This is a genomic window from Pseudoalteromonas rubra, assembly GCF_000238295.3.
GTDB lineage: Bacteria > Pseudomonadota > Gammaproteobacteria > Enterobacterales > Alteromonadaceae > Pseudoalteromonas > Pseudoalteromonas rubra.
Window position 1 is genome coordinate 972,565 of record NZ_AHCD03000035.1, and the last position, 22,879, is coordinate 995,443.

15 protein-coding genes and 21 tRNA genes are annotated in these 22,879 nt (G+C 46.8%); 5 read left to right on the plus strand and 31 right to left on the minus strand.

Going from position 1 to position 22,879, the window contains the following annotated elements:
* Positions 1–3: 3 nt before the first annotated feature.
* Positions 4–942, plus strand: coding sequence for a LysR family transcriptional regulator (locus PRUB_RS15490; RefSeq protein ID WP_010382163.1), 939 nt, complete (start codon positions 4–6; stop codon positions 940–942).
* Positions 943–976: 34 nt separating this feature from the next.
* On the opposite strand, the gene PRUB_RS15495 is transcribed toward PRUB_RS15490, so the two are convergent.
* Positions 977–1,369, minus strand: a complete 393-nt coding sequence (locus PRUB_RS15495; protein ID WP_010382165.1) for a hypothetical protein — start codon at positions 1,367–1,369, stop codon at positions 977–979.
* 228 nt (positions 1,370–1,597) lie between these two features.
* Here PRUB_RS15495 and PRUB_RS15500 point away from each other — a divergent pair, with 228 nt between their 5' ends.
* The 3 genes from PRUB_RS15500 (at position 1,598) to PRUB_RS15510 (ending at position 3,949) form a co-directional block, all read left to right on the plus strand.
* Positions 1,598–2,458, plus strand: a complete 861-nt coding sequence (locus tag PRUB_RS15500; protein ID WP_010382167.1) for a hypothetical protein — start codon at positions 1,598–1,600, stop codon at positions 2,456–2,458.
* 106 nt (positions 2,459–2,564) lie between these two features.
* Positions 2,565–2,975 carry a hypothetical protein gene (locus PRUB_RS15505; RefSeq protein ID WP_010382168.1) on the plus strand — a complete coding sequence of 137 codons (411 nt, stop codon included), beginning with the start codon at positions 2,565–2,567 and terminating at the stop codon, positions 2,973–2,975.
* A gap of 62 nt (positions 2,976–3,037) precedes the next feature.
* Positions 3,038–3,949, plus strand: a complete 912-nt coding sequence (locus tag PRUB_RS15510) for a M14 family metallopeptidase (protein WP_010382170.1) — start codon at positions 3,038–3,040, stop codon at positions 3,947–3,949.
* A gap of 1 nt (position 3,950) precedes the next feature.
* Here the strand turns inward: PRUB_RS15510 and PRUB_RS15515 are convergent, their stop codons facing one another.
* On the minus strand, positions 3,951–4,541 hold the full coding sequence (locus tag PRUB_RS15515; RefSeq protein WP_010382172.1) for a CBS domain-containing protein: 591 nt from the start codon (positions 4,539–4,541) through the stop codon (positions 3,951–3,953).
* Positions 4,542–4,885: 344 nt separating this feature from the next.
* On the opposite strand from PRUB_RS15515, the gene PRUB_RS15520 reads away from it, so the two are divergent.
* A complete protein-coding gene (locus PRUB_RS15520; protein WP_010382174.1) occupies positions 4,886–5,842 on the plus strand; it encodes an FHA domain-containing protein in 957 nt (318 codons plus the stop codon).
* A 12-nt stretch (positions 5,843–5,854) separates the two neighbouring features.
* Here the strand turns inward: PRUB_RS15520 and PRUB_RS15525 are convergent, their stop codons facing one another.
* The 29 genes from PRUB_RS15525 to pal form a co-directional block, all read right to left on the minus strand.
* Positions 5,855–6,376: an Mpo1 family 2-hydroxy fatty acid dioxygenase gene (locus tag PRUB_RS15525; protein WP_010382176.1), complete on the minus strand. Its 522-nt coding sequence runs from the start codon at positions 6,374–6,376 to the stop codon at positions 5,855–5,857.
* A gap of 233 nt (positions 6,377–6,609) precedes the next feature.
* Positions 6,610–8,526, minus strand: a complete 1,917-nt coding sequence (gene recD, locus PRUB_RS15530; RefSeq protein WP_010382178.1) for an exodeoxyribonuclease V subunit alpha — start codon at positions 8,524–8,526, stop codon at positions 6,610–6,612.
* Positions 8,526–12,062, minus strand: a complete 3,537-nt coding sequence (gene recB / locus PRUB_RS15535; RefSeq protein WP_010382180.1) for an exodeoxyribonuclease V subunit beta — start codon at positions 12,060–12,062, stop codon at positions 8,526–8,528. The genes recD and recB overlap by 1 nt, the downstream gene beginning before the upstream one ends.
* Complete coding sequence (recC, locus tag PRUB_RS15540; protein ID WP_040644640.1) at positions 12,049–15,348, minus strand: exodeoxyribonuclease V subunit gamma; 3,300 nt, start codon at positions 15,346–15,348, stop codon at positions 12,049–12,051. The genes recB and recC overlap by 14 nt, the downstream gene beginning before the upstream one ends.
* 155 nt (positions 15,349–15,503) lie before the next feature.
* Complete coding sequence (locus tag PRUB_RS15545) at positions 15,504–16,532, minus strand: GGDEF domain-containing protein (protein ID WP_040644639.1); 1,029 nt, start codon at positions 16,530–16,532, stop codon at positions 15,504–15,506.
* Positions 16,533–16,689: 157 nt separating this feature from the next.
* Positions 16,690–16,780: transfer RNA gene (locus tag PRUB_RS15550), tRNA-Ser, on the minus strand.
* 109 nt (positions 16,781–16,889) lie between these two features.
* Complete coding sequence (gene nadA / locus PRUB_RS15555) at positions 16,890–17,933, minus strand: quinolinate synthase NadA (RefSeq protein WP_040644638.1); 1,044 nt, start codon at positions 17,931–17,933, stop codon at positions 16,890–16,892.
* Positions 17,934–18,064: 131 nt separating this feature from the next.
* Positions 18,065–18,140 (minus strand) — tRNA-Lys (locus PRUB_RS15560).
* A gap of 821 nt (positions 18,141–18,961) precedes the next feature.
* Positions 18,962–19,037, minus strand: a tRNA-Lys gene (locus tag PRUB_RS15565).
* A 36-nt stretch (positions 19,038–19,073) separates the two neighbouring features.
* Positions 19,074–19,149 (minus strand) — tRNA-Lys (locus PRUB_RS15570).
* Positions 19,150–19,185: 36 nt separating this feature from the next.
* A tRNA-Lys gene (locus PRUB_RS15575) sits at positions 19,186–19,261 on the minus strand.
* A 36-nt stretch (positions 19,262–19,297) separates the two neighbouring features.
* Positions 19,298–19,373 (minus strand) — tRNA-Lys (locus tag PRUB_RS15580).
* Positions 19,374–19,409: 36 nt separating this feature from the next.
* Positions 19,410–19,485: transfer RNA gene (locus PRUB_RS15585), tRNA-Lys, on the minus strand.
* 36 nt (positions 19,486–19,521) lie between these two features.
* Positions 19,522–19,597 (minus strand) — tRNA-Lys (locus PRUB_RS15590).
* Between the two features lie 36 nt (positions 19,598–19,633).
* A tRNA-Lys gene (locus tag PRUB_RS15595) sits at positions 19,634–19,709 on the minus strand.
* Between the two features lie 36 nt (positions 19,710–19,745).
* Positions 19,746–19,821 (minus strand) — tRNA-Lys (locus tag PRUB_RS15600).
* A 36-nt stretch (positions 19,822–19,857) separates the two neighbouring features.
* A tRNA-Lys gene (locus PRUB_RS15605) sits at positions 19,858–19,933 on the minus strand.
* Positions 19,934–19,969: 36 nt separating this feature from the next.
* Positions 19,970–20,045 (minus strand) — tRNA-Lys (locus tag PRUB_RS15610).
* Positions 20,046–20,081: 36 nt separating this feature from the next.
* Positions 20,082–20,157, minus strand: a tRNA-Lys gene (locus tag PRUB_RS15615).
* Positions 20,158–20,193: 36 nt separating this feature from the next.
* Positions 20,194–20,269, minus strand: a tRNA-Lys gene (locus tag PRUB_RS15620).
* Between the two features lie 36 nt (positions 20,270–20,305).
* Positions 20,306–20,381: transfer RNA gene (locus PRUB_RS15625), tRNA-Lys, on the minus strand.
* Positions 20,382–20,417: 36 nt separating this feature from the next.
* Positions 20,418–20,493, minus strand: a tRNA-Lys gene (locus tag PRUB_RS15630).
* Between the two features lie 36 nt (positions 20,494–20,529).
* Positions 20,530–20,605 (minus strand) — tRNA-Lys (locus PRUB_RS15635).
* 36 nt (positions 20,606–20,641) lie between these two features.
* Positions 20,642–20,717, minus strand: a tRNA-Lys gene (locus PRUB_RS15640).
* A gap of 36 nt (positions 20,718–20,753) precedes the next feature.
* Positions 20,754–20,829, minus strand: a tRNA-Lys gene (locus tag PRUB_RS15645).
* Between the two features lie 36 nt (positions 20,830–20,865).
* Positions 20,866–20,941 (minus strand) — tRNA-Lys (locus tag PRUB_RS15650).
* 36 nt (positions 20,942–20,977) lie between these two features.
* Positions 20,978–21,053, minus strand: a tRNA-Lys gene (locus PRUB_RS15655).
* A 494-nt stretch (positions 21,054–21,547) separates the two neighbouring features.
* Positions 21,548–22,303 carry a tol-pal system protein YbgF gene (ybgF, locus tag PRUB_RS15660; protein ID WP_010382189.1) on the minus strand — a complete coding sequence of 252 codons (756 nt, stop codon included), beginning with the start codon at positions 22,301–22,303 and terminating at the stop codon, positions 21,548–21,550.
* A gap of 15 nt (positions 22,304–22,318) precedes the next feature.
* A complete protein-coding gene (pal, locus tag PRUB_RS15665) occupies positions 22,319–22,852 on the minus strand; it encodes a peptidoglycan-associated lipoprotein Pal (protein WP_010382191.1) in 534 nt (177 codons plus the stop codon).
* Positions 22,853–22,879 lie beyond the last annotated feature (27 nt).

The following is a 22,879-nucleotide window of genomic DNA, read 5'->3' on the forward strand; positions in this document are numbered from 1 at the left end:
ACAGTGAACATAAGCAAAATTGACCTGAATCTACTGGTCTATCTCGATACGCTACTGCGAGAGTGCAACGTCACTCGTGCCGCAAACCAGCTAAGTATCACTCAGCCTGCGATGAGTAATGGCCTGAAGCGGCTTCGCAATCTGTTTAATGATCCAATCCTGGTGCGCACCAGTGAAGGCATGGTCCCGACTGAACGCGCGCTAGAGCTCCAGCCCGTGATCCGCGGTATTCTAATGACGCTGGAAGAAACACTGGCACCCAATCGCGAGTTTGAACCTGGGCAGAGCAAACGCGTATTTCGCATTATGGCCAGCGATTATGCAGCCAGCACTTTAGCACCTAAGCTATTGAATAAATTACATATGGAAGCGCCTGATACGACTCTCGATATCCTGACTCCCAGTGATGTGACATTTCATGACGTGGAAAATGGTAAAGTCGATATGGCAATTAACCGTTTTGAAAATTTACCTCAGTCATTTCATCATAAGCGGATCTGGAAAGACAGTTTTTGCTGCCTGATTAAGTCAGACAACCCAATCAGAGCGCATTTTAATCTGGATGCCTACTTAAAAGCGCGACATATCTGGGTCAGTAAAACGGGATTTGGCGTAGGTGTAGGGATGGACCCGGCTGATGTGCAAAAACTGGGTTGGGTTGACGAAGCATTGGCACACTTCGGCAAGCACAGAAACATCGCCACATTTACACGTAACTACCATGTCGCCATCCACCTGGCGAAAGAGCAAAACCTCATCGCAACGTTGCCATCAAAAGCGGCAAACATCTACAGCGATGATCCGAATTTGGCTATTTTAGAGCCTCCGTTTCCTATCCCTCCCTTTGAACTGGATATGATCTGGAGCCCACTATTGCATCGCGACGCCAGTCATATCTGGCTGAGACAAAAAATCGCTGAAGTCGCAGAAGCCCTGAAATAGCCTGCCACAGGCGCTCAGATATAGGGCGAAAACCCTATATCTCGCTTTCTAACATAGCCAGTGCACGTTTCTCACTATCACACACTTCACCATTCGCTTCACTAATGCGATGCGCGATTGACACAGCAAGCTCGCGCATCGGCTTATCAACGATATGACTCAACCTATGTTGAATAAAACACTCTGTCTCATCCTGTTTAATCGCAATTAGGCACTTGCCCAGCGCATCGTCCATGTAGTCTTGCAACGTAATGGCCGAATTCCAGTGCAACGTATTGGCCCAGTCACGGACAATGTTCATTTCTTCTGTTTCTATTTTTTCGTCAATGCAAACAAATAACAAAGCAATATCCAACAAGGACTCTTTTTGCAATTGTTCCACACAGATGCCCATGTCAAAGTGGTTCAACAGTTGTTCAAATTTCATCTTAGCTCCTTGTAATTGATATAACGCCAACCTGCAACCATGCACAGAGACCGGATCCAGCATACCTGTCCCTTGCTGATGTGCCTGAGTCTTTGGACGCGCATGCCGTTTAGGCAAACACACTCCATAGCATTCAAACATATTCTACAAACTCAAGGTTGTCACTTAAAAAATAGTCAATTAGCGTGCCCTGAACTAGACTTGCCTTAGTAAACACAGGAAGTCATTATGTCTTGCCTAAACCGCTTATACTTGAAACTGCTACTTATTTTAGGCCTTTCTTTTTCTGCACACGCACGTATTTCAATTTCGATCGAGCAAGACATTTATGAATACGCCAAAGAAATACTGGCCGATCAATCTATCTCTGACTTCACTGAAGAAATATTCAACCACCCCAGGTGCCAGCGTGATGTCGTAGAGTTTCTCATCGCACAACGCGCATTGCTGGAAGGTGGCTTCCAGCATACCTTCAGCTTCACGCTGGGAAACTATGATGCAAGAAACTTAAAACTGCTTGAATCAGGGTTACTCCTCATGAGCTTTGATACCATCTGGCGTTCTCAGGCAAACACCATTGCTCAAAAGGTGTATATTTCTCCCCCTATCATTCACAAAGGGGCATATTTTGCGGGGATCTATACCTCACCCGCCAACAAAACTCGTTTACGGGACAAAATATCTAAAGATCTCAGCCAAATCAGTGTTGTGAGCAGTAAAGCATGGTTAGTTGATTGGGTTACGCTCAAAGCGCTTGCACCTCAACAATTACATCATGAAGATGATTGGATCACTATGGCGAAACTGGTCAGCAATGGCTGGGTGGATGCCATGCTGGTTTCCTTTAACAACACCCGACCATTTTACTATGAAGGTCAGGGCTACCGGATTGAAGCCATAGAAGGGGTTAAAGTCGCACTTCAGGACAGTCGACACTTTGTCGTGTCCAGACTTCACCCGCAAGGGGAAGAGGCGTATAACGCGTTAAAACGCGGTCTGGCAAAATTAAAGGCAAAAAACTTCATCTATCAGTCTTATCGACAATGCGGCTTTATCAACCCTTTGGTGGATGATTGGCATACACTTTAACCCTAAAATCGCAATTGTTAGTTTTAATTTGGGGTATTCATATTTCTTCCATTTTCTTCTCCTAAATTTCCTGCCTCTCGGGAATACGTCAAATTAGGAACAAGTAATGAATGAACTAAAACTGGAAATCAATACAACTTTTTATTGTGTAGTTGGCGCTTTCGTTATTGCACTATTAGCATTAGCAGGGCTGTTTACCGAACTCAATCTGTCTTTCCTGGCCACTATGCAAATCACCATCGCCAGTGTGGTTAGCATCGCATTCGCCATCAATTTTTTACTAAGCATGGCAGGTCATAAACGTGTGACACTGTGTAATCAGGGTTTATCATTTTTTAGCCTGACAGGTCGCCAACGCTATATACCGGCTGAAAACATTCAGTCAATTGAATTTGTCAATTATATTGGTCTGACTATGACTCAGGTTAAGACAAACAACGGGATCATCAAGCTACTGGCATTCAGAGTACGCAAAGAGCAACAACAGCGTCTGAAAAACCTGGGTTACATGGCGTAACCCACTTGCCCCAGGCTCACAATCTAATTAGCATGCAGATATCCAGACAAAAGAGACATGTTATGACTGATCAGTATTCTATCGGACACACCGGTAAGCCTTGGCAAGCAGCCGAAAAGCAACAATGGTTCGCTCAGCAGACCAAAAAGCGTGATTATTTCGAAGACATTGAGCCTCAAATCAATGCACTCAGGGCAGACTATCAAGTTGAACAATATGGTGTGCTAAATTACCAAACACACTACCCTTTGTACGCATTAAAGTCTGCCAACTGGCGCCCTGATTTACCTGTGGTACTGGTCACGGGTGGCGTACATGGCTATGAAACCAGTGGCATTTTAGGCGCACTAGCGTTTGCGAATAAACACGCTAAAACGTATGAAGGCAAGTTCAACCTACTCATATTGCCTTGTATTAGCCCTTGGGGTTACGAGACAATAAACAGGTGGAACCCGGCGGCTGTCGACCCAAATCGTTCATTTTATGCCGACAGCCCAGCCCAGGAGTCACATCTTGCTATGGAATACCTCAAGCCGGATATGGCGTCCGTTATATTGCATATAGACTTGCATGAAACGACTGACACAGATAACAGTGAGTTTCGTCCAGCCCTCGCTGCCCGTGACGGTAAAGTCAATCATAACTGGAATATTCCGGATGGTTTTTATCTGGTCGGCCACACTCAAAAGCCTGAAGCAGCCTTTCAGCAGGCAATAATCCACACCGTGCAAACGGTAACACATATTGCCGAAGCGGATGAGCATAATGCCCTCATAGGCGTGCCAATTGAGCAGTTCGGTGTTATCAACTATGATGCAACCAGTCTAGGTCTGTGTATGGGCATGACAGACGCAAGGTATGTTACGACCACAGAGGTCTACCCGGATAGCCCTAACACAACGCCACAAAACTGTATTGATGGCCAGGTTGCGGCGATTGAAGGCGCAATTAATTTTCTGCGAGCTCAGGGGTAACTCAGGCCATTAGCTCTCCATGCTCGTGAATTATCTCAAAGATGTCTCTGAAAGAGTGAGCTTTTTGGAATATATTCACGGGCACATGCAGTGCTCGGGCAATATCAGAAGACGATATCATGCCCCTCAAGCCCCCTTTTTCATCCATCAACAAAACGTGTTGCTGGCCAAGTTCCCTGAGAGTCTGTAATACATCACCTATCTTAGCGCTTGCCACCGTCGAAAAACGCATTGCGTGCAAATCCTGCTTTTTAGTCATGACATCTTCAACGGTTAAGTCACTACGTGCTACTTGCCGCTTCTGTGCGATGGTTAAAACCCTTCGGCCAGACAAGTCTTTAGAATTGACTACCCCAAGGAAGGTGTCATCATGGTCAACCACCAGTTTTGACCGCACATGACCATTTAGCATCATATAAACCGCATGATCTATGTCTACGTCTTTTAAGATCATTTGTGGCTGGCGTCTGGCAAAATCAGTGATCACTTTGACCGCAGGACTCGACAAACTTAACGGCTCCGCATCATAGTAATCACAAAACTGATAGACCCCTTCTAACTTTAATGTTTGTAGCGATTTATACTCACTCATATCCCCTCCACTATCGACACTTTGGCCGAACCATACAGAAAATATGGTTCATCGTTGCGCTTTATGCAAGGGACTAACCCGCATGGTGTAATCCACTGTAATGGCAAGATACGAGCTGACTCGTTACAATGATAATGTTCGCAATTGTCTTTGCCCGGACACGATAATAGCCTGTCTTTACGGCTGTTATTATTGTGAATACTTCCTGAAATAACAGTACCCGTTTCGGCGGGTTCTTTTTATAAACTGAAGGTAACTAAGGAAATAGTCCCTTCAACAAGGTAGAATCTCCACCGAAGTGCAAATTCGTGTGCGTCACTTATACGGAAAGTTAGGAAAATCTTATGGCATATTTAATCGATGAACAGAAACTAGAAAAAATTTACCTAAAAAGTTATCACACTTTTGGGCGTTACAAATTTAATGTAGATACCTTCGTCGATAAGCCTGGCATATCAAGGCATCATGCCATCATTGAACATGCAAACAACACTTGGTTGATCCGCGACGTCAGCACCAATGGGATCTGGATCAACGACAAGAAGATTGATAAAAACCTGCCCTATCAACTCTCCGAAAATGATAAAATTGACTTTGCAGCGCCCGGACAAAACTCCTATGTTGTGGCAAATTTAAATGCCAATTGTCAGTACCTGGTTTCACAGACAAACGCCAATCAAGTGATCGAACTGGAAAACCAGATACTGCTACCCAATGACGAAGAAGCCAGCCATATCGTTTACTTTGATGCTTTACTAAATTACTGGTTTTTAGAAGATTTAAATACCTCAGACCGACAAGCGCTGATTGACGGAGGGGTGGTCTCCTTATTTGGTCAACAATGGCTTTTTTACTGCGCCAACACGTCAACCATGACCAAGCATCTCGACAACCAGCCGATTGTAAAACCCATCGCACTCAACTTTAGTGTTAGTCAGGATGAAGAAAAAACCGATTTAACGCTGGAGCTGGAAGGCCAGGAAATTGATCTGGGCTGTCGTACTCACCACTATCTGATGCTGCTACTGGCAAGAACACGTATCGACGACAAGCAAAATGGGATGGACACAGAATCTCAAGGGTGGCTTTATCGTGAAGATCTGGCCAAAGCGCTTGGCGTGCAAACTAATCATATGAACATTATGGTGCACCGTGCCCGCAAGCAACTGACCGAAGCGGGCGGCGATAAAGCACCAGAGTTAGCTTATGTGCTGGAAACCAACAACGGAAAAATTCGCCTGAATTGTCAAAATATCACCATTGTTAAAGGTTGCCAGCTAGAAACTCGTATTTCAATTTAACAAACGTATTATTCAGGGCCGGTACGGACCGGCCTCATTATTTACTGTTTGTTCCAGTGTCTTAAAGCATCCGACTTTATTAAGCAGTTCCATCATGACAAATAGTGGCCCAATCAACAGCCCCATCAGGTCATCTGCAAAAGCGGGTTTCTTCCCTTCAAAATAATGTCCTACGAACTGGATAACCCAGCCAGTCACAAATAACCCGAGCCCCATGACATAAAACCAGACAACGTCCAGACCAGCATATGCGACTGCGTCGAATGCCAAAATAACAGCCCCCTGACACATCAACAAAAAGGCTATCATCCAACTGCCAAGCGCAGGCGACAAATATAAGTAGTACATACTAGCCAGAAAAATTAAACAGCCAGACAAGCTCAGTTGCGCCTGAAAAACGCTTCCCAATGGCCAGAATGTCATCCAGACAACGGCAAACACAATCAGTGGGACGCCAACAAAATGCGTTGCAATATTGCGTTTATCTCTGTGATACAAGGCGTAATTGACCAGGTGTTGCTCAAGTGTTTTCATCTTTTTTGTTCTTTTGAGTAATTACTTTATTTTATAAAGCCGCAATCTGCTGAAAAAGTCAACACTGTACCACTATGTGGCCTATGCAACTTTCGGGAAGGGAAAATAAAAATGCCGCCAGGCGACTGGCGGCATAAATCACTGGGTTATCAACGGTGATGAACACTGTCTGTCATCTCCGTTATCTATTACTGTAGACCAAAGAAAAAAACAAACAAGATAAAAACATAAATTTAACCTAAACGTAACCTATCCGACATTCCCGAATGTCGCCCGGCTTGCGCTTGCATAGACAGTTGTAGCACTTGAGGCTGACAATTGAGCTCCAGATGTCGCTTTGCACGTGTAATACCTGTGTACACCAACTGGCGATTTACCCCTTTGCCTGCGCGCTGAATAGGCGGCAAGATCAGCGCCGTATACTCAAATTCCGATCCCTGCGACTTATGGATCGTCATCGCATACACCAGCTCATAACTGGGTAACCTTGCTGGGTAAAAGTGCCTGACAGTATTTTGCTCATCGATAAAGGTCGCGTAAAGCTGACCTTGCTCACCGGGCAGCAGAATGCCAATATCGCCATTGAAAAGTTTGAGCTGATAATCATTTTGCGTGATCATAATCGGCATCCCGGCGTAGAAACGATTATAAGGGGCTATCAGCCCACGCTGAGCGAGTTTCTGCTCAATTCGTTTATTAAGCTCAGAGACACCATAAGGGCCCTCTCTGACAGCAGCCAGCAGCTGATATTGACTAAACAGCCCGTGCACCTCCTCTGGCTCTCGTTTGTCCGCAATGGCCGTCAGATATCGACTGTAATGGTCAGCCGCTCGTTCCAACAGCGCATTGTATTGCTCCACACTCAACCCATAAAAACTCAGATCGTTAAAGCCGTGGTTGATCACCTGTTGTAGTCGCTCGGGTAGATTGTGATTCACCGCACTCGCCAGCTGGCCAATCCCACTGTCACTTTTAAAGCGGTGGCTTTGCTGTAAAAACGCTGTGGCATCAGCCAATGCATAACGCGTTGCCTTGCCTTGTAAAACGGCTTGACCCGCAAAACACACCTGATTTAAAAACGCCGCACGGCTGGCAGTATAAGCAGGCTGTGTCCCCAGCTTCAGATGCTCACACAAATCACTCAGAATACTGCCCGTATCCACCGATGCCAGTTGATCTTTATCACCTAACAGGATCAGTCTGGCATGAGCAGGCAAAGCCCTGACCAGCTTGCTCATCAAAGCCAGGTCGACCATTGACGCTTCGTCTACTATCAGCAAATCGATATGCAACGGGTTTTGTTCGTGATGAATAAAGCGATTGGTATGTGGGATCACGCCAAGCAAACGGTGCACCGTTTGCGCCTGTTCGGGGATCAGGCTGGCAAGCTCCGGGGCCAACCTCAAACGTCCTTTTGCACCAATAATTGATTCACTGAGCCTGGCCGCCGCTTTGCCGGTTGGAGCCACCAGTTTAATACTCAGTGGCACCTCGGTATACAGAGATTGCAAGATAGCCAGTAACTTAGTCACTGTGGTGGTTTTACCGGTTCCCGGACCTCCGGTGATCACGCAAAACCCGCTCGATGCAGCCATTGCACAAGCGACCTTTTGCCAGTCTACCCCCTCAGCATTGCCGCTGGGAAAATACTGTTCCAGCAAGCCACTTAGTTGTGATTCATTCAGTTGGATGGGTTGCCGAGCCATCTGTAAAAAACGGCTACTCAGATACGCTTCATATTCTGCTAACCGCGCCAGGTATAACCGGCCTGAAAATAACCTTAAAGGCTTGTTTTCTCCTACCGCCGGATGCGATTGCAACGCACATAAGGCTGCGTCCGGGCTATTAAATGGCGTATAGGGTAAAGCATGCGCTGCGCCTGACATACCCGCAAATGCACTCATTTCTTCAGCACTTAACGAAAAAGGGTTCTGCCAGTCGATATCCGCCAGCAACAGGCAGGTATGCTGACTCTGTTCAGCCCGCTGCAGCAGCAAAACAAGATAAAATACCGCATCAAACTGCTCCTGACACAACAACTTTGCCAGGGCGACATCAGCAGCACGCGCACGCCGGGTATGTATCAGCAGCGCAATATACGCCTGATGGTCGAGATCATCAGACTGAAATTCAAACATCCCCTGTGTCATTATTGTTCTCCCGCATCAAATAAGGCGTCCAGTTGTAGTAACGTACTTTCATCCAGTTGCGTAAAGAAGCAGCCGGCACCGTCTGGTAACGCACGCAAAAACAAATAATACACGCCACCGAGGTGTTGCTGAGGGCTGTAGTCTGCAAGGCGGTGTTTTAATAGTCGATGTAAGGCCACAGAATAAATCAGATACTGAAGATGGTACTGATGTGAGCTCATCGCCAGTGCCAGATTGTCAGCCTGATAGTCTGCCGCCGTGTCGCCCAGATAATTTGATTTATAGTCGAGGATAAAATACCGCCCCTGCCAGACAAAGATCAGATCGATAAAACCTTTTAACATGCCCTGCACTTCATCAAAACGCAGATGGCTGGGTACGCCGGTAATTTGCGCAACCAACTTGTTGAGCCGGGTATAGGACAAACGCTTCAGAGGTAATTGAAACTCCATTTCAACCAGGCAGTCAGATACTGACAACTGACCCAGTGTCAGCTCTGGTAACGGCATTAAGGGGGCATGTAAACACCCCTGGATCCAGTGCTCAAGCGTCTCCTGCCAGACAATATCCAGATGATATTTCTCCAGGCAAGTCTGAGTTGCCTCAGCCAGAGTCAGCTTGTCTGGCCGGGTAGGTTCGTGTGGCGCCGTGAAATCAATCTGCTCGAAAATTTCATGCAAACAACTCCCCGCTCGTGCGCCTTTAACAAAAGTATAAGGAGTATAACGCTTGATCACATTGGGTTCAGGCAAGTCTATTTTGTGGTTTTCATCTTGCGCCCCCACAGGCCGCTCAGCACTTGTCTCGTGATAACTCAACTGACTAAAGCTGGTCATTCGCCAGTTTTGTTCTATCACCACTTCAACGGCTCGACTCTGCAAACGCTGAAGCGACTCTGTCCGCTCTGGCTGATAGACACAAGATACGGCCTGCAATGATTGATAAGCCATCCCCTCATGGCCTGCACATAAGCTACGAAGCTGTTCATGCCACTGTGTCGCGTCGCTAATTTTATCAGTACCAAACAGCACGTGCCCCAGTGCACACTGCTGGATCCCTGGTTTTTTGCTGCGCCCCAGTGGCAAGTTATACAAACCCAGGCTGCAAAAATGAATCGCCCGTGTTAATGCCACGTAAAGCAGACGGATATCCTCTGCAAGGCGTTCCCGCTCAGCGCTTTGCCGTGCGCTATCGTCGGCATCCAGATCCAGTACCAGCTCCCCGTTGTCATGGTAAATCGCTTCGCTAGCCTCCCGGTAGGCACTGGCGAAAGGCAGGTAGACCAGGGGGTACTCCAGCCCTTTTGACGCATGCATTGTAACAATTTTAACCAGATCAGCGTCACTCTCCAGACGCAGCTGAGTGCCCTCATAGCTCGGATTAGCACACTGAGATTGTAACCAGCGCATGACCCGTTGCGTACCTTCAAGCTCGATTTGTTTATGTTGCAACAACTCGGCAAGATGACGGTAATCAGTCAGCCAGCGCTCTACTTCAAAGCCAGCTCGCTGCCACAGTCTGACTAATTGGTTGTCTACCAGTAAAGACTCCAAACAGGCCATGGCCCCCTGTTGATACCAAAGCTGTTTCAAGTGAGCAAACTGCATCAGATAACGCTGCCACTGCCCTTCCTGGGTGCGCAGTGCAAAAATTTGCTGTTCACTCAACGCAAACAAAGGCCCGGCCAGTACGCCACGCAACGCCGCTTCGTCATAACTGCCATGCACTACATGTAACAACTGCCAGACCGCAACAGCCACTGGCTGCGAAAAAACACTGTCCCGGGCGAGGTATACGCTGCTCACACCAGCCGCCTGTAAAGCGTGCTTGATAACGCCCGCTTCCCCCCTGTCACGGACCAATACGCAAATATCTGCAGCCAGCACGGGACGCTGACCTATACAAGCACGCCCTTGCTGAGCCAGAGTGAGGATCTGCGCAATCTGTGCAGCAAATCCCTGTGCCAGCAGAGGATAGGCCGAGGCTTTGGTCGTTACGGGCGAATCGTCGTCCTCAAGTACGTTGAATTGCAGTGCCGCTGGTTCAACACCATCCAGGGTAAAGGTATTGTCGGCGTCTTTACCTGCCGCCTCAACTTCAATAAAAGGTATGTCACGATTGAATATAAAACTATCAGCCTGCGCAGTAAAAACCGCATTCACGGCAGCGACTACCCGCTTGGCTGAACGATAGTTCTTATCCAGTGTAAATTGCCGGGCTTCGTCGACCTGATGTTTGGCACCGATATAGGTGAAGATGTCCGCCCCCCTGAAGCCATAAATGGCCTGTTTCGGGTCGCCTATCATGGTCAGACCGCAACTGCTGTCAGTGCCATAAACGCGTGAAAATATGCCAAACTGGATCGGATCTGTATCCTGAAACTCATCAATCATAGCGACCGGATAAAGCTGTGCAATTTTCTCTGCCAGCGCCTCACCTTGTGAGCCATGTAATGCCTGATGCAAATTCTGTAGCAGATCATCCGGCGAGATCAGGCTGTGTTCTAGCTTAGCCTGCGCCATCAGAGTACGCACTTCACCCAGTGCATGTTGCAACAACGCAATAGGCAGTCCCCTGGCAACACTCTGATGTAACTGCGCCATTTCATCAAACCAACCCAGGGCCGGGTGTACAACCGGTTTACCCGTTTTAGTGTAGTTCTTCGGATCGCTTAATTGCGCCTCTCCCCACAAAGCAAAGGAATGTTTACTGGTACCAAACTCAAAATACCAATCATCCCCCATACAGTAGTCGATTAACGCCTGGATGTTGGCAGGTCGCCCGGGCGCTTTATTCTTCGCAATACCAGAGTCGCGCAGCACCTGAAAAAAGTCTGAGTTTAACAGTTGCTGTTTAAACTTATCTGCGCGGCTCTGATATTCGGCCCGCTGCGCCAGCACAACAGCCAAATCCAGTTCTGGCTGCAATCGGGCGTCACCACGCTTGAGCAAGGGATAGAGACGTTTTGCCAGCGCCTGCGGATGAGAAAAGTGCGATAGAACCAACTCAGTTTTGTCTGAGTCTAACGGGTAAACAAAGCGTCGCCAGTGATCCTCCACTGCGGCATTAAACAACTCGCTGTCATCCAGAATGAATTCCAGATTAAAACTGAGGTTAGATTCAAATGCATGCTGCTTGAGCATACGCTGGCAAAAGCCATGAATGGTAAAAATGGCCGCTTCATCCATGGACTTAGCAGCGGCATCCAGCAAATGATACGCAGCTTCCTGATCAGCCACTTGTGCCAGCAACTCAATGATCAGCGTGTCATTGCATTCGCTACCCAACAAAGCATCCCGTGCCTGCACGATCCGTTTGCGTACCCGATCTTTGATCTCCTGGGTGGCAGCATCGGTAAACGTCACCACCAGGATTTGCTCAACACTAAGGGGGGTAGTTTGGGTTTCGTTATTAATTAACCCCAGTAAGTAACGCAAATACAAACCTGTGATGGTATAAGTTTTACCAGTACCGGCACTGGCCTCAATCAGGTTATGGCCCGACAGAGGCATGGATTGAGGATCAAGCCGTCTCATAGCGGGTCTCCTGTGCAAGATCAATAAGGGGAGTCAGCAGATCACCACTCAACTGAACAAACTCGGCTTCACAAGCCTGTAAAGACGGGAAACTCAAAGCGACATAAGGATCTTCACTGTCACCAAACCCTATGTACTGACCACCCACAAATTTATTCAGGGCTTTGCTCATATCTTGCGTTTTACAATATTCGTAACTGGTGGCCGGGAAAAACGGCACAGCCCGGGTAACCAGCTGGGCATAAAACGCCAGCCATTTTGACAGCTGCTTATGTGCCTCATCATGGCCAAGCGGCGCAAACACAACTTGCTCGTCCAGCCCATAAATATGAGTTTCTATATCCTGGGTCACACAATTCGCTATCAGGTGCATCAAATAGCCACGGATCCTATCTTTACCTTTGATGCTGGCTGTACGATAAAATACCTGTTTGCTTTGATAGACATTGGCAAGCCAGCCTAGTAAATGTGTTGCTCCAATTTGCAGCGATACTTCTATGGGTTCCGCATGCTCAGTCATCACGTCTTTTAAATGCCCCGACATGGCTGCAACACGCCCTTTAAGCTTTTGCAGTTCCACCACCCCCACATTAGCCTGTGGCAGCTGAGCTCGCTGCAGCAGTTGAGCTTCAGGCAAAGGGGCATCGGTCAGTTCACTGCGCAAAATTTCATCCAGATATTGATAGCGCGTCAGAGGGTCTAAAGCAAATGGTTCACTGTCCGGCGTGTCCTCTCCCAGCGTGACCAGACGTACACCCAGTGTATGTTGATAAAACCAGCGCTGCGGTGCCAGACAAGCGCGCAAAAAGTCGGGTAACTCCAGCTCTTCAGGCAACTCAACTTCAATACCGGGCTTAGTGCTCTGCTGCGCCACTTCACTCTGTATCTCGTGCTGTGACGGGCACCAGTTGGGATTAAAGCTGTGCAAAGTACCTGGCTGATAGTGCTGATCGCTGAACGGCTGCAAAGGGGCCTGACGATATACCTGCTCACTGGGTTTGAGTGACTCATCTGGATAGCAAAAAGCGCGGTCCAGATATTCGCATAACTCGCTGACCAGGATTGACGGTACCTGAGGCTCATTGTTGTAACAAGAGCGTCCCAGATAACTGATATAGAGATGCTCGCGTGCGCTGAGCAGCGCTTCCAAAAACAAATAACGGTCATCCAGCTTACGAGAGCGGTCACCTTTACGGCGTCGCGAATAAGGCACTAAATCAAAACCAATGGGTTGCACTTGTCGCGGATAATCGGCGTCATTCATACCCAGCAAGCAAACAACTTTAAACGGTACCGCCCGCATTGGCATCAGAGTACAAAAGTTCACCGCACCGGCCAAAAACCGTTGCCCCACGCCCTTGTCTTTGATGCCCTGGCGAACTTGATGCAACACAATTTTTGCGTCAACGGCACCGGAAAAGTCGCCATTCTCATAGTGCTTTTCCAGTCCGTCGATCACCTTATGCAACTGCATCAGATCCCAGCTCTGCTCTGTGTCCTGATCGTAAAAGTCTGTCAGCATCTGCCTCAACACTGCGCATTTCTCATTAAGCGGTGTCGCGACTAATAACTGCTCACGCGCCTGCTCAAGTGCTTCAATAAAGGCAATCAATTTGCTCAGAGTATTTACAGCCATGCCTTCTACCGCATCTGCCGGATATATCTCATTGTACGCCGTCAGCTCATCGGCACTGGCAATCCCCAAAAGCAGCCGTCTGAGCCCGTGTCTCCAGGTATTGAGGGCAATTTCCGGTAATCCATAATCACCTTTGTGTTCACCACTGAGACCCCACTTCACAGCCACCTGTTGAAGCCAGGTCTGGATCTGAACAAATTCACCCTGTTCAACAGCAAAGCGGTTACTGATGGGTTCAACCCCTAACAGATCTAGTATATCCGACACACTAAAACGACTAAATGGCAGGCCAACCAGTGTTACAAAGGAATTCAGCACTGGCTTTTCTTGATCTATGCTCATGTCCGCAAGTGCAAAAGGTATTTTTCTCGCCCCTGATGCACTGCCAAATACGGCTTCAATATAAGGGCTATAGGTACCCACATCTGGCATCATGACGATGATGTCTTTGGGCGTCAGCGTCGGGTCATCATGAAATAAACCCAGCAAATGATCATGTAACAGCTCAACTTCACGCAAAGGGGTATGGCAGTCACACAGTAGTAACGAGCTGTCCGCCTGATCTATGGGCAGACGCCCTTGCGTACTTACGTACCAGTTTGGGTCATCGACCAGAGACTCACCCTTAAAAGCCAGTTGATATATTTCCTGCTGTAACTGGGCCAGCAAACTGTCGCCAAACTGATCAACAAAGCCATCCAGCCAGCGTGCATCAGTTTGCAATAGCTGCTCCAGATAATCTCGCCCAAGCTTACCCCAAGAGGACAACAAGGGATTACCCGTATTGTAATAGCTGGCTTCCCCGGATTCTTTTTGTAGCTGCGCATCCACTGCTGGCCTTACCTGATACTTGGCCAGGATCTTAGCTTGAGTTTTCTCATCAACCAGATCGCCCCAGTAGTGCTCACTGGGATTAAAAAAGAACAGTAATACATCACTCTTTTGCGCCAGTGCGGTAAATATCTCTAACTGGTTAGTCGCCATGGCAGAAAGACCAAATATGCAGATCCGCTCAGGCAAGGTTGTCGGGTCGGCTTCTGCCAGTTTTGTCAGTAATTGCTGGTGCATATTAGCCCGGTTATAGGGGCTTTGTCCCAGATGATGCGTGTGTGCTACCAGTATCCGCCACAGATCAGGTTGCCAGGGCGCGATACTAATATCGACATCATCAAGCATATCCGTGCCTTGCTCCCACTGTTCTAACCAATTTGGCCGGTACATTAAGTATTGGTCATACACGTCGGCGATTTTCTCGCACAAAGCAAAGCGCTTTAGCTCACTTTGCGACCGATCACTGGCATCCTCAAGGTATGCTCTGAGCGGCTCGTATAGTGGGTTCGAGAGCTGCTGTGGCAGTAAAGTGAAAAGCTTCCAGCTCATGTTATTTTTATTAAATGGCGACTCTTTCGGTACATCTGGCAAAAATTGTTGATACAGCTGCCAGATAAAGCTTAATGGCAATGGAAACTCAACCTGTGCAGCATACCCAATATCCCGGCTCAATCCATTCTTGAGCCACTGAGACATACCTGGCGACTGAACCAGTACAATGTCATTGGCAAAGGGATCCGTAAGCGGAGCCTGCTTCAATAATGTCGTAAATTGCGCTTGAAGGGCTTCCATGCGATTTGATTGGATTATATGCAACATAATGATGTCTCGGGCTTTTTGACCAAGTATTCGGGCTTTGGTCAGTGTAAGAGATTTCGCAGGCCAATATCAACGTGCCTGATTGCCTGTAACCTGAGGAAAATGAGTCAAGGGCGCGGTAACTGAATGGTGTTACCGCTGAATGTGCGAGCCGTTTAAAACAAGTCGATCCCAGAGCCTTCGTCATGACGCTCCAGCTTATTGTCATTTAACAACGCTTCAAAGAATGCCAGCTGGTCACGACCATTTTCTTTTGCATAGTACAAAGCTCTGTCTGCATTCTCCAATACATTGATTGGGAAATCATACGGGCTGATCCGCGCAAGCCCGGCACTCACCGTAAGCTTCTTAACAAACGGAAAGTGCGTGTTACGAATAAGCGCTAAGAACTTTTCTAGTTTTGCCTCAATGGACGCCTGATCCGTGGGTTCAAACACTAAGACAAACTCTTCGCCACCAAAGCGAAATAACAAGTCCGTTGAACGGAAGAACTGTTGCATTTTTTGCGCAACCAACAGGAGCACTTCATCGCCGCAGACATGACCATAGTTGTCGTTCACTTGTTTAAAGTGATCTATGTCTACCATAGCTAACCAGGATGTGGCGCCCTGATGGAATGTCCGTGGGTCCTGATCATCGCGAATGTGGCGGTTTTGTTTTATGACTTGCTTCTCTAGCAGCTGCTTGAGTTTCTTTTCAAAGGTCTGACGATTCAATAACCCAGTCAGCTTGTCCCGCTCATTTTCGTGCAATATAGTCAGATAATTTTCGTATATTCGCACAAAGGCGTTAAGCAGTACCTGCTCACTGCTATTCAGACCACCTGAGTGCACTTCTATCGCGCCTACCGGTGTTTCGTGAATGTTGATAGGCAACCAGCGCTTTTCTATGCCATCGGCGCTTTGCACCGTAATGATACAGGACGACTGCAAACAAGAAATCAGCTCAGACTGAGGTTGCTCAATCACTTGCCTGTCGAGCCATTCAAATTCCCGCTCACCATGCATGGTTAATCCAATGCTTCGCTCTACTGCAAGGTCTTCCTGAGTATTAAAGTTTTTATACACACACAGATGCTTACACCCTACTAGCTCCTGAATCGTCGAAAGCAGGCTGTACTCGAGTGAATCTATGTCTCTTGTTTTTGTTATTTTGATGACTGAATTGAGTAGTTCTTCTTGCATTGGATATTCGCAGACTCGATTAATGCCGAATATAGTAACGGCTTTTTAGCCAACTGTGTACTACCAAGTATAACGTCACCAGAAACTATTAGGCACTAAGACAGGAAAAAGTAAAACGCAAAAAGGCGTCCGATAGACGCCTTTTTTAAATTAGGAATGGCGGAGAGAGAGGGAGTCGAACCCTCGATACGCTATAAACGTATACACGAGTTCCAGTCGTGCGCCTTAAGCCACTCAGCCATCTCTCCGCACTGTAGCACCGCTAAGGTGCGGCGCTAATACTATGAAAAGCGTAACGCTTTAGCAAGTATTTTTTGTAAAAACACGCCTAAGTGCTTAGTATCTAAGCAACTTAGCCTACTTTTGCAGGCTTGCTGAGAAGTCCAACATGCGATTCAGTGAGCGCAAAGCACCCTCACGAAGTGCCATATCAACGAAGACTTCTTTGCCATTTGGATCAATCAACGCCTCTTCAATGGCTTTAAGGCCATTCATCGCCATCCACGGACAATGCGCACAGCTCTTACAGGTTGCCCCTTCACCCGCAGTAGGTGCTTCAAAGAACTCTTTTTCAGGACACAGCTGCTGCATTTTGTAAAAGATACCGCGGTCAGTCGCCACTATGAACTTCTGATTCGGCATATCCTGTGCTGCTTTAATCAACTGACTTGTTGAACCAACGGCATCTGCCAGGTCAACAATTTCAGCCGGCGATTCAGGGTGTACCAATACTGCAGCATCCGGATGCAATGCCTTCATGTCTTTCAGTGCCTTGGTTTTGAACTCATCGTGAACGATACAAGCGCCGTTCCACATGATCATGTCCGCACCGGTTTTCTTTTGAATGTAAGAACCCAGGTGTTTATCCGGGCCCCAGATGATTTTCTCACCTTCTGAATCCAGGTGCTCTACAATCTCAAGTGCACATGACGAAGTCACAATCCAGTCAGCACGCGCTTTCACCGCGGTTGAGGTGTTTGCATACACAACCACTTTTCTGTCCGGGTGTTGATCACAAAATGCAGAAAACGCATCGATAGGACAGCCTACATCCAGTGAACAGGTTGCTGCCAGAGTTGGCATAACAACGGTTTTTTCTGGTGTCAGGATCTTGGCCGTTTCACCCATGAAGCGTACACCAGCAACGATGATCATATCAGCATTTTGTTGCTTGGCACCAAAGCGCGCCATTTCCAGTGAATCAGCGACACATCCGCCCGTTTCTTCAGCCAGAGCCTGAATCTCGGGATCGGTATAGTAATGGGCAACCAAAACAGCGTTCTTTTCTTTTAACAACGCTTTAATTCTGGTTTTATATTCGGCTTGTTCCTGCTTAGTTAAAGGGGCAGGTTTTGGAGGAAAAATATAATCCTCCGGCATAATTTGTTCTGCTAGACTCATTCTCTCGACCACTAGTCCACATATACGGGATATCCGCGAATTATACGAAAATCGGGGCGATAATCCTAGTTGAAGTCGGTATTTTGAAGGAATATTTAAAAGATTATGATAAAGGAGAGAAGTAACAAGAATGGTGGGTCATGATGGACTCGAACCATCGACCAATGGATTAAAAGTCCACTGCTCTACCAACTGAGCTAATGACCCGCTCGAAGATACTTAAGTAATGCACCAAATTTGAATGCTGGGTCATGATGGACTCGAACCATCGACCAATGGATTAAAAGTCCACTGCTCTACCAACTGAGCTAATGACCCGCTCGAAGATACTTAAGTAATGCACCAAATTTGAATGCTGGGTCATGATGGACTCGAACCATCGACCAATGGATTAAAAGTCCACTGCTCTACCAACTGAGCTAATGACCCGCTCGAAGATACTTAAGTAATGCACCAAATTTGAATGCTGGGTCATGATGGACTCGAACCATCGACCAATGGATTAAAAGTCCACTGCTCTACCAACTGAGCTAATGACCCGCTCGAAGATACTTAAGTAATGCACCAAATTTGAATGCTGGGTCATGATGGACTCGAACCATCGACCAATGGATTAAAAGTCCACTGCTCTACCAACTGAGCTAATGACCCGCTCGAAGATACTTAAGTAATGCACCAAATTTGAATGCTGGGTCATGATGGACTCGAACCATCGACCAATGGATTAAAAGTCCACTGCTCTACCAACTGAGCTAATGACCCGCTCGAAGATACTTAAGTAATGCACCAAATTTGAATGCTGGGTCATGATGGACTCGAACCATCGACCAATGGATTAAAAGTCCACTGCTCTACCAACTGAGCTAATGACCCGCTCGGTGTTAAAGTGCCATTAAGTCGTCCTGACGTTTAGGCCCGGCTCGTCGTCCTGACTCGCGTTCGAAAACTGCGAAGCGGTGCTTCGTTTTTCTCACCCAACTGAGCTAATGACCCGCTCGAAGATACTTAAGTAATACACCAAATTTGAATGGTGGGTCATGATGGACTCGAACCATCGACCAATGGATTAAAAGTCCACTGCTCTACCAACTGAGCTAATGACCCGCTCGAAAGTTACTTAAGTTATAGACCAAATTTGAATGGTGGGTCATGATGGACTCGAACCATCGACCAATGGATTAAAAGTCCACTGCTCTACCAACTGAGCTAATGACCCGCTCGAAAGTTACTTAAGTTATAGACCAAATTTGAATGGTGGGTCATGATGGACTCGAACCATCGACCAATGGATTAAAAGTCCACTGCTCTACCAACTGAGCTAATGACCCGCTCGAAAGTTACTTAAGTTATAGACCAAATTTGAATGGTGGGTCATGATGGACTCGAACCATCGACCAATGGATTAAAAGTCCACTGCTCTACCAACTGAGCTAATGACCCGCTCGAAAGTTACTTAAGTTATAGACCAAATTTGAATGGTGGGTCATGATGGACTCGAACCATCGACCAATGGATTAAAAGTCCACTGCTCTACCAACTGAGCTAATGACCCGCTCGAAAGTTACTTAAGTTATAGACCAAATTTGAATGGTGGGTCATGATGGACTCGAACCATCGACCAATGGATTAAAAGTCCACTGCTCTACCAACTGAGCTAATGACCCGCTCGAAAGTTACTTAAGTTATAGACCAAATTTGAATGGTGGGTCATGATGGACTCGAACCATCGACCAATGGATTAAAAGTCCACTGCTCTACCAACTGAGCTAATGACCCGCTCGAAAGTTACTTAAGTTATAGACCAAATTTGAATGGTGGGTCATGATGGACTCGAACCATCGACCAATGGATTAAAAGTCCACTGCTCTACCAACTGAGCTAATGACCCGCTCGAAAGTTACTTAAGTTATAGACCAAATTTGAATGGTGGGTCATGATGGACTCGAACCATCGACCAATGGATTAAAAGTCCACTGCTCTACCAACTGAGCTAATGACCCGCTCGAAAGTTACTTAAGTTATAGACCAAATTTGAATGGTGGGTCATGATGGACTCGAACCATCGACCAATGGATTAAAAGTCCACTGCTCTACCAACTGAGCTAATGACCCGCTCGAAAGTTACTTAAGTTATAGACCAAATTTGAATGGTGGGTCATGATGGACTCGAACCATCGACCAATGGATTAAAAGTCCACTGCTCTACCAACTGAGCTAATGACCCGCTCGAAAGTTACTTAAGTTATAGACCAAATTTGAATGGTGGGTCATGATGGACTCGAACCATCGACCAATGGATTAAAAGTCCACTGCTCTACCAACTGAGCTAATGACCCGCTCGAAAGTTACTTAAGTTATAGACCAAATTTGAATGGTGGGTCATGATGGACTCGAACCATCGACCAATGGATTAAAAGTCCACTGCTCTACCAACTGAGCTAATGACCCGCTCGAAAGTTACTTAAGTTATAGACCAAATTTGAATGGTGGGTCATGATGGACTCGAACCATCGACCAATGGATTAAAAGTCCACTGCTCTACCAACTGAGCTAATGACCCGCTCGAAAGTTACTTAAGTTATAGACCAAATTTGAATGGTGGGTCATGATGGACTCGAACCATCGACCAATGGATTAAAAGTCCACTGCTCTACCAACTGAGCTAATGACCCGCTCGAAAGTTACTTAAGTTATAGACCAAATTTGAATGGTGGGTCATGATGGACTCGAACCATCGACCAATGGATTAAAAGTCCACTGCTCTACCAACTGAGCTAATGACCCGCTCGAAAGTTACTTAAGTTATAGACCAAATTTGAATGGTGGGTCATGATGGACTCGAACCATCGACCAATGGATTAAAAGTCCACTGCTCTACCAACTGAGCTAATGACCCGCTCGAAAGTTACTTAAGTTATAGACCAAATTTGAATGGTGGGTCATGATGGACTCGAACCATCGACCAATGGATTAAAAGTCCACTGCTCTACCAACTGAGCTAATGACCCGCTCGAAAGTTACTTAAGTTATAGACCAAATTTGAATGGTGGGTCATGATGGACTCGAACCATCGACCAATGGATTAAAAGTCCACTGCTCTACCAACTGAGCTAATGACCCGCTCGAAAGTTACTTAAGTTATAGACCAAATTTGAATGGTGGGTCATGATGGACTCGAACCATCGACCAATGGATTAAAAGTCCACTGCTCTACCAACTGAGCTAATGACCCGCTCGAAAGTTACTTAAGTTATAGACCAAATTTGAATGGTGGGTCATGATGGACTCGAACCATCGACCAATGGATTAAAAGTCCACTGCTCTACCAACTGAGCTAATGACCCGCTCGAAAGTTACTTAAGTTATAGACCAAATTTGAATGGTGGGTCATGATGGACTCGAACCATCGACCAATGGATTAAAAGTCCACTGCTCTACCAACTGAGCTAATGACCCACTAAATTGTTTCGCTGCAAGAAGTGTGTAACACTATCGGCTGCTGCGGGCGCTTATAATACTTATTTAAAAATCTTGTGCAACCGAAATCGCCTGTTTTTTTCAATTTTCGCGTCTAAGCGCCTAATTTTAAATCACTCTGAGAAAAATTCAGCCATTTATATTTTGCTGAGTCGTTCTGTCGCCAGTTTTGCCGCTGTGGTACTGGGGTATTCTTTGATTAAATTCTCAAACAGAACCTTTGCTTCAGCAGATTGCCCCACTTTTTGCAGTAAGGTTCCCAGCTTTAACATCGCATCAGGTCGCTTATTAGAGTCGGCAAACTGATCAACCACTGTGCGGAAGTGCACCATGGCCTGAGCATCCTGGTTCTTGATGGACTGAAGCTGACCCAGCCAGTAATGTGCATTAGGAATATAAACAGAATTTGGGAACTGCTTTAAGAAGCCTTCAAATTCAGGAATCGCGGCATCGTAGCGCTTATCCTTCATGATCAAAGCAACCGCTCTGTCATACGCCTCATTTTCAGATAAGTCCGTGCTCACAGCCTGCGCAGTCGCACTATCAGGCATCACAACGGGTTGCAGCTGCTTGCTTTGCTCATAGACTTGGGTGACACGTGTTTCGATTTCCTGATACAGCTCACGTTGGCGCTGCAGTACTTTTTCGAGTTTGTAACTTTGTTCCTCTGTCACACCACGGATCTGGCTCACTTCGTCCTGAAGTTGATCAAGTTGCGTTTGCAGCTCAGCCTGGATCAGGTTGCGGTTACGCATCAGATTTTCAAGCACAGACAAACGTTGTTCAATAGTTTGGGTAGCACCAGCAGCATCAGATACAGCAGCGGGAGCTGCCCACAATTGGGAGCTCCCGCTGACTAAGATGATGGCTGCCAAAATAGTATTCGGCTTCATAGCATCTCTTTACAATTAGTATACCAGTACCGCACGGCGGTTCTTAGCAAAAGCTTCTTCGTTGCGCGCTTTGTCCATTGGTTTCTCTTCACCGTAGCTTACAACAGAAATCTGGCTGTCAGATACACCCAGGCTCTGCAGATACTTAGCAACGGCTTTACCACGGCTTTCGCCCAGTGCGATGTTGTACTCAGGCGTACCACGCTCATCGGCATGACCTTCAATCAGTACTTTTACGCTTGGGTTTTTAACCAGGAAATCAGCGTGTGCTTGCAGCAGTTCTACAAATTCGCTGCGTACTGTAGACCGATCAAAGTCGAAGTATACGATTTGTTTTTGACGCAACGCTTTATACTTTTCTTTCAGTAGCTCTTCTGCTGATTTCTGAGGCGTCATTGTACCCACGTCAACATTGCTGCCATTGTCAGCAGTAGCTGCGTTTGTTTCGCTGCCAGCGCCTTCACCTGTGCCCGATGAAGAGCTACATGCAGCCAGCGTCATCACAGGCAACGCGACCAAAAGGGCCTTGAGAGTTTTGTTAAGTTGCATCGAGTATATTCCTATATCTTTTATAAG

Coding starts and splice junctions, on each gene's coding strand:
- PRUB_RS15495 (WP_010382165.1), bottom strand. CDS start 1,369: ATGAAATTTGAACAACTGTTGAACCACTTTGACATGGGCATCTGTGTG.
- PRUB_RS15500 (WP_010382167.1), top strand. CDS start 1,598: ATGTCTTGCCTAAACCGCTTATACTTGAAACTGCTACTTATTTTAGGC.
- PRUB_RS15505 (WP_010382168.1), top strand. CDS start 2,565: ATGAATGAACTAAAACTGGAAATCAATACAACTTTTTATTGTGTAGTT.
- PRUB_RS15510 (WP_010382170.1), top strand. CDS start 3,038: ATGACTGATCAGTATTCTATCGGACACACCGGTAAGCCTTGGCAAGCA.
- PRUB_RS15515 (WP_010382172.1), bottom strand. CDS start 4,541: ATGAGTGAGTATAAATCGCTACAAACATTAAAGTTAGAAGGGGTCTAT.
- PRUB_RS15520 (WP_010382174.1), top strand. CDS start 4,886: ATGGCATATTTAATCGATGAACAGAAACTAGAAAAAATTTACCTAAAA.
- PRUB_RS15525 (WP_010382176.1), bottom strand. CDS start 6,376: ATGAAAACACTTGAGCAACACCTGGTCAATTACGCCTTGTATCACAGA.
- recD (WP_010382178.1), bottom strand. CDS start 8,526: ATGACACAGGGGATGTTTGAATTTCAGTCTGATGATCTCGACCATCAG.
- recB (WP_010382180.1), bottom strand. CDS start 12,062: ATGAGACGGCTTGATCCTCAATCCATGCCTCTGTCGGGCCATAACCTG.
- recC (WP_040644640.1), bottom strand. CDS start 15,348: ATGTTGCATATAATCCAATCAAATCGCATGGAAGCCCTTCAAGCGCAA.
- PRUB_RS15545 (WP_040644639.1), bottom strand. CDS start 16,532: ATGCAAGAAGAACTACTCAATTCAGTCATCAAAATAACAAAAACAAGA.
- nadA (WP_040644638.1), bottom strand. CDS start 17,933: ATGAGTCTAGCAGAACAAATTATGCCGGAGGATTATATTTTTCCTCCA.
- ybgF (WP_010382189.1), bottom strand. CDS start 22,303: ATGAAGCCGAATACTATTTTGGCAGCCATCATCTTAGTCAGCGGGAGC.
- pal (WP_010382191.1), bottom strand. CDS start 22,852: ATGCAACTTAACAAAACTCTCAAGGCCCTTTTGGTCGCGTTGCCTGTG.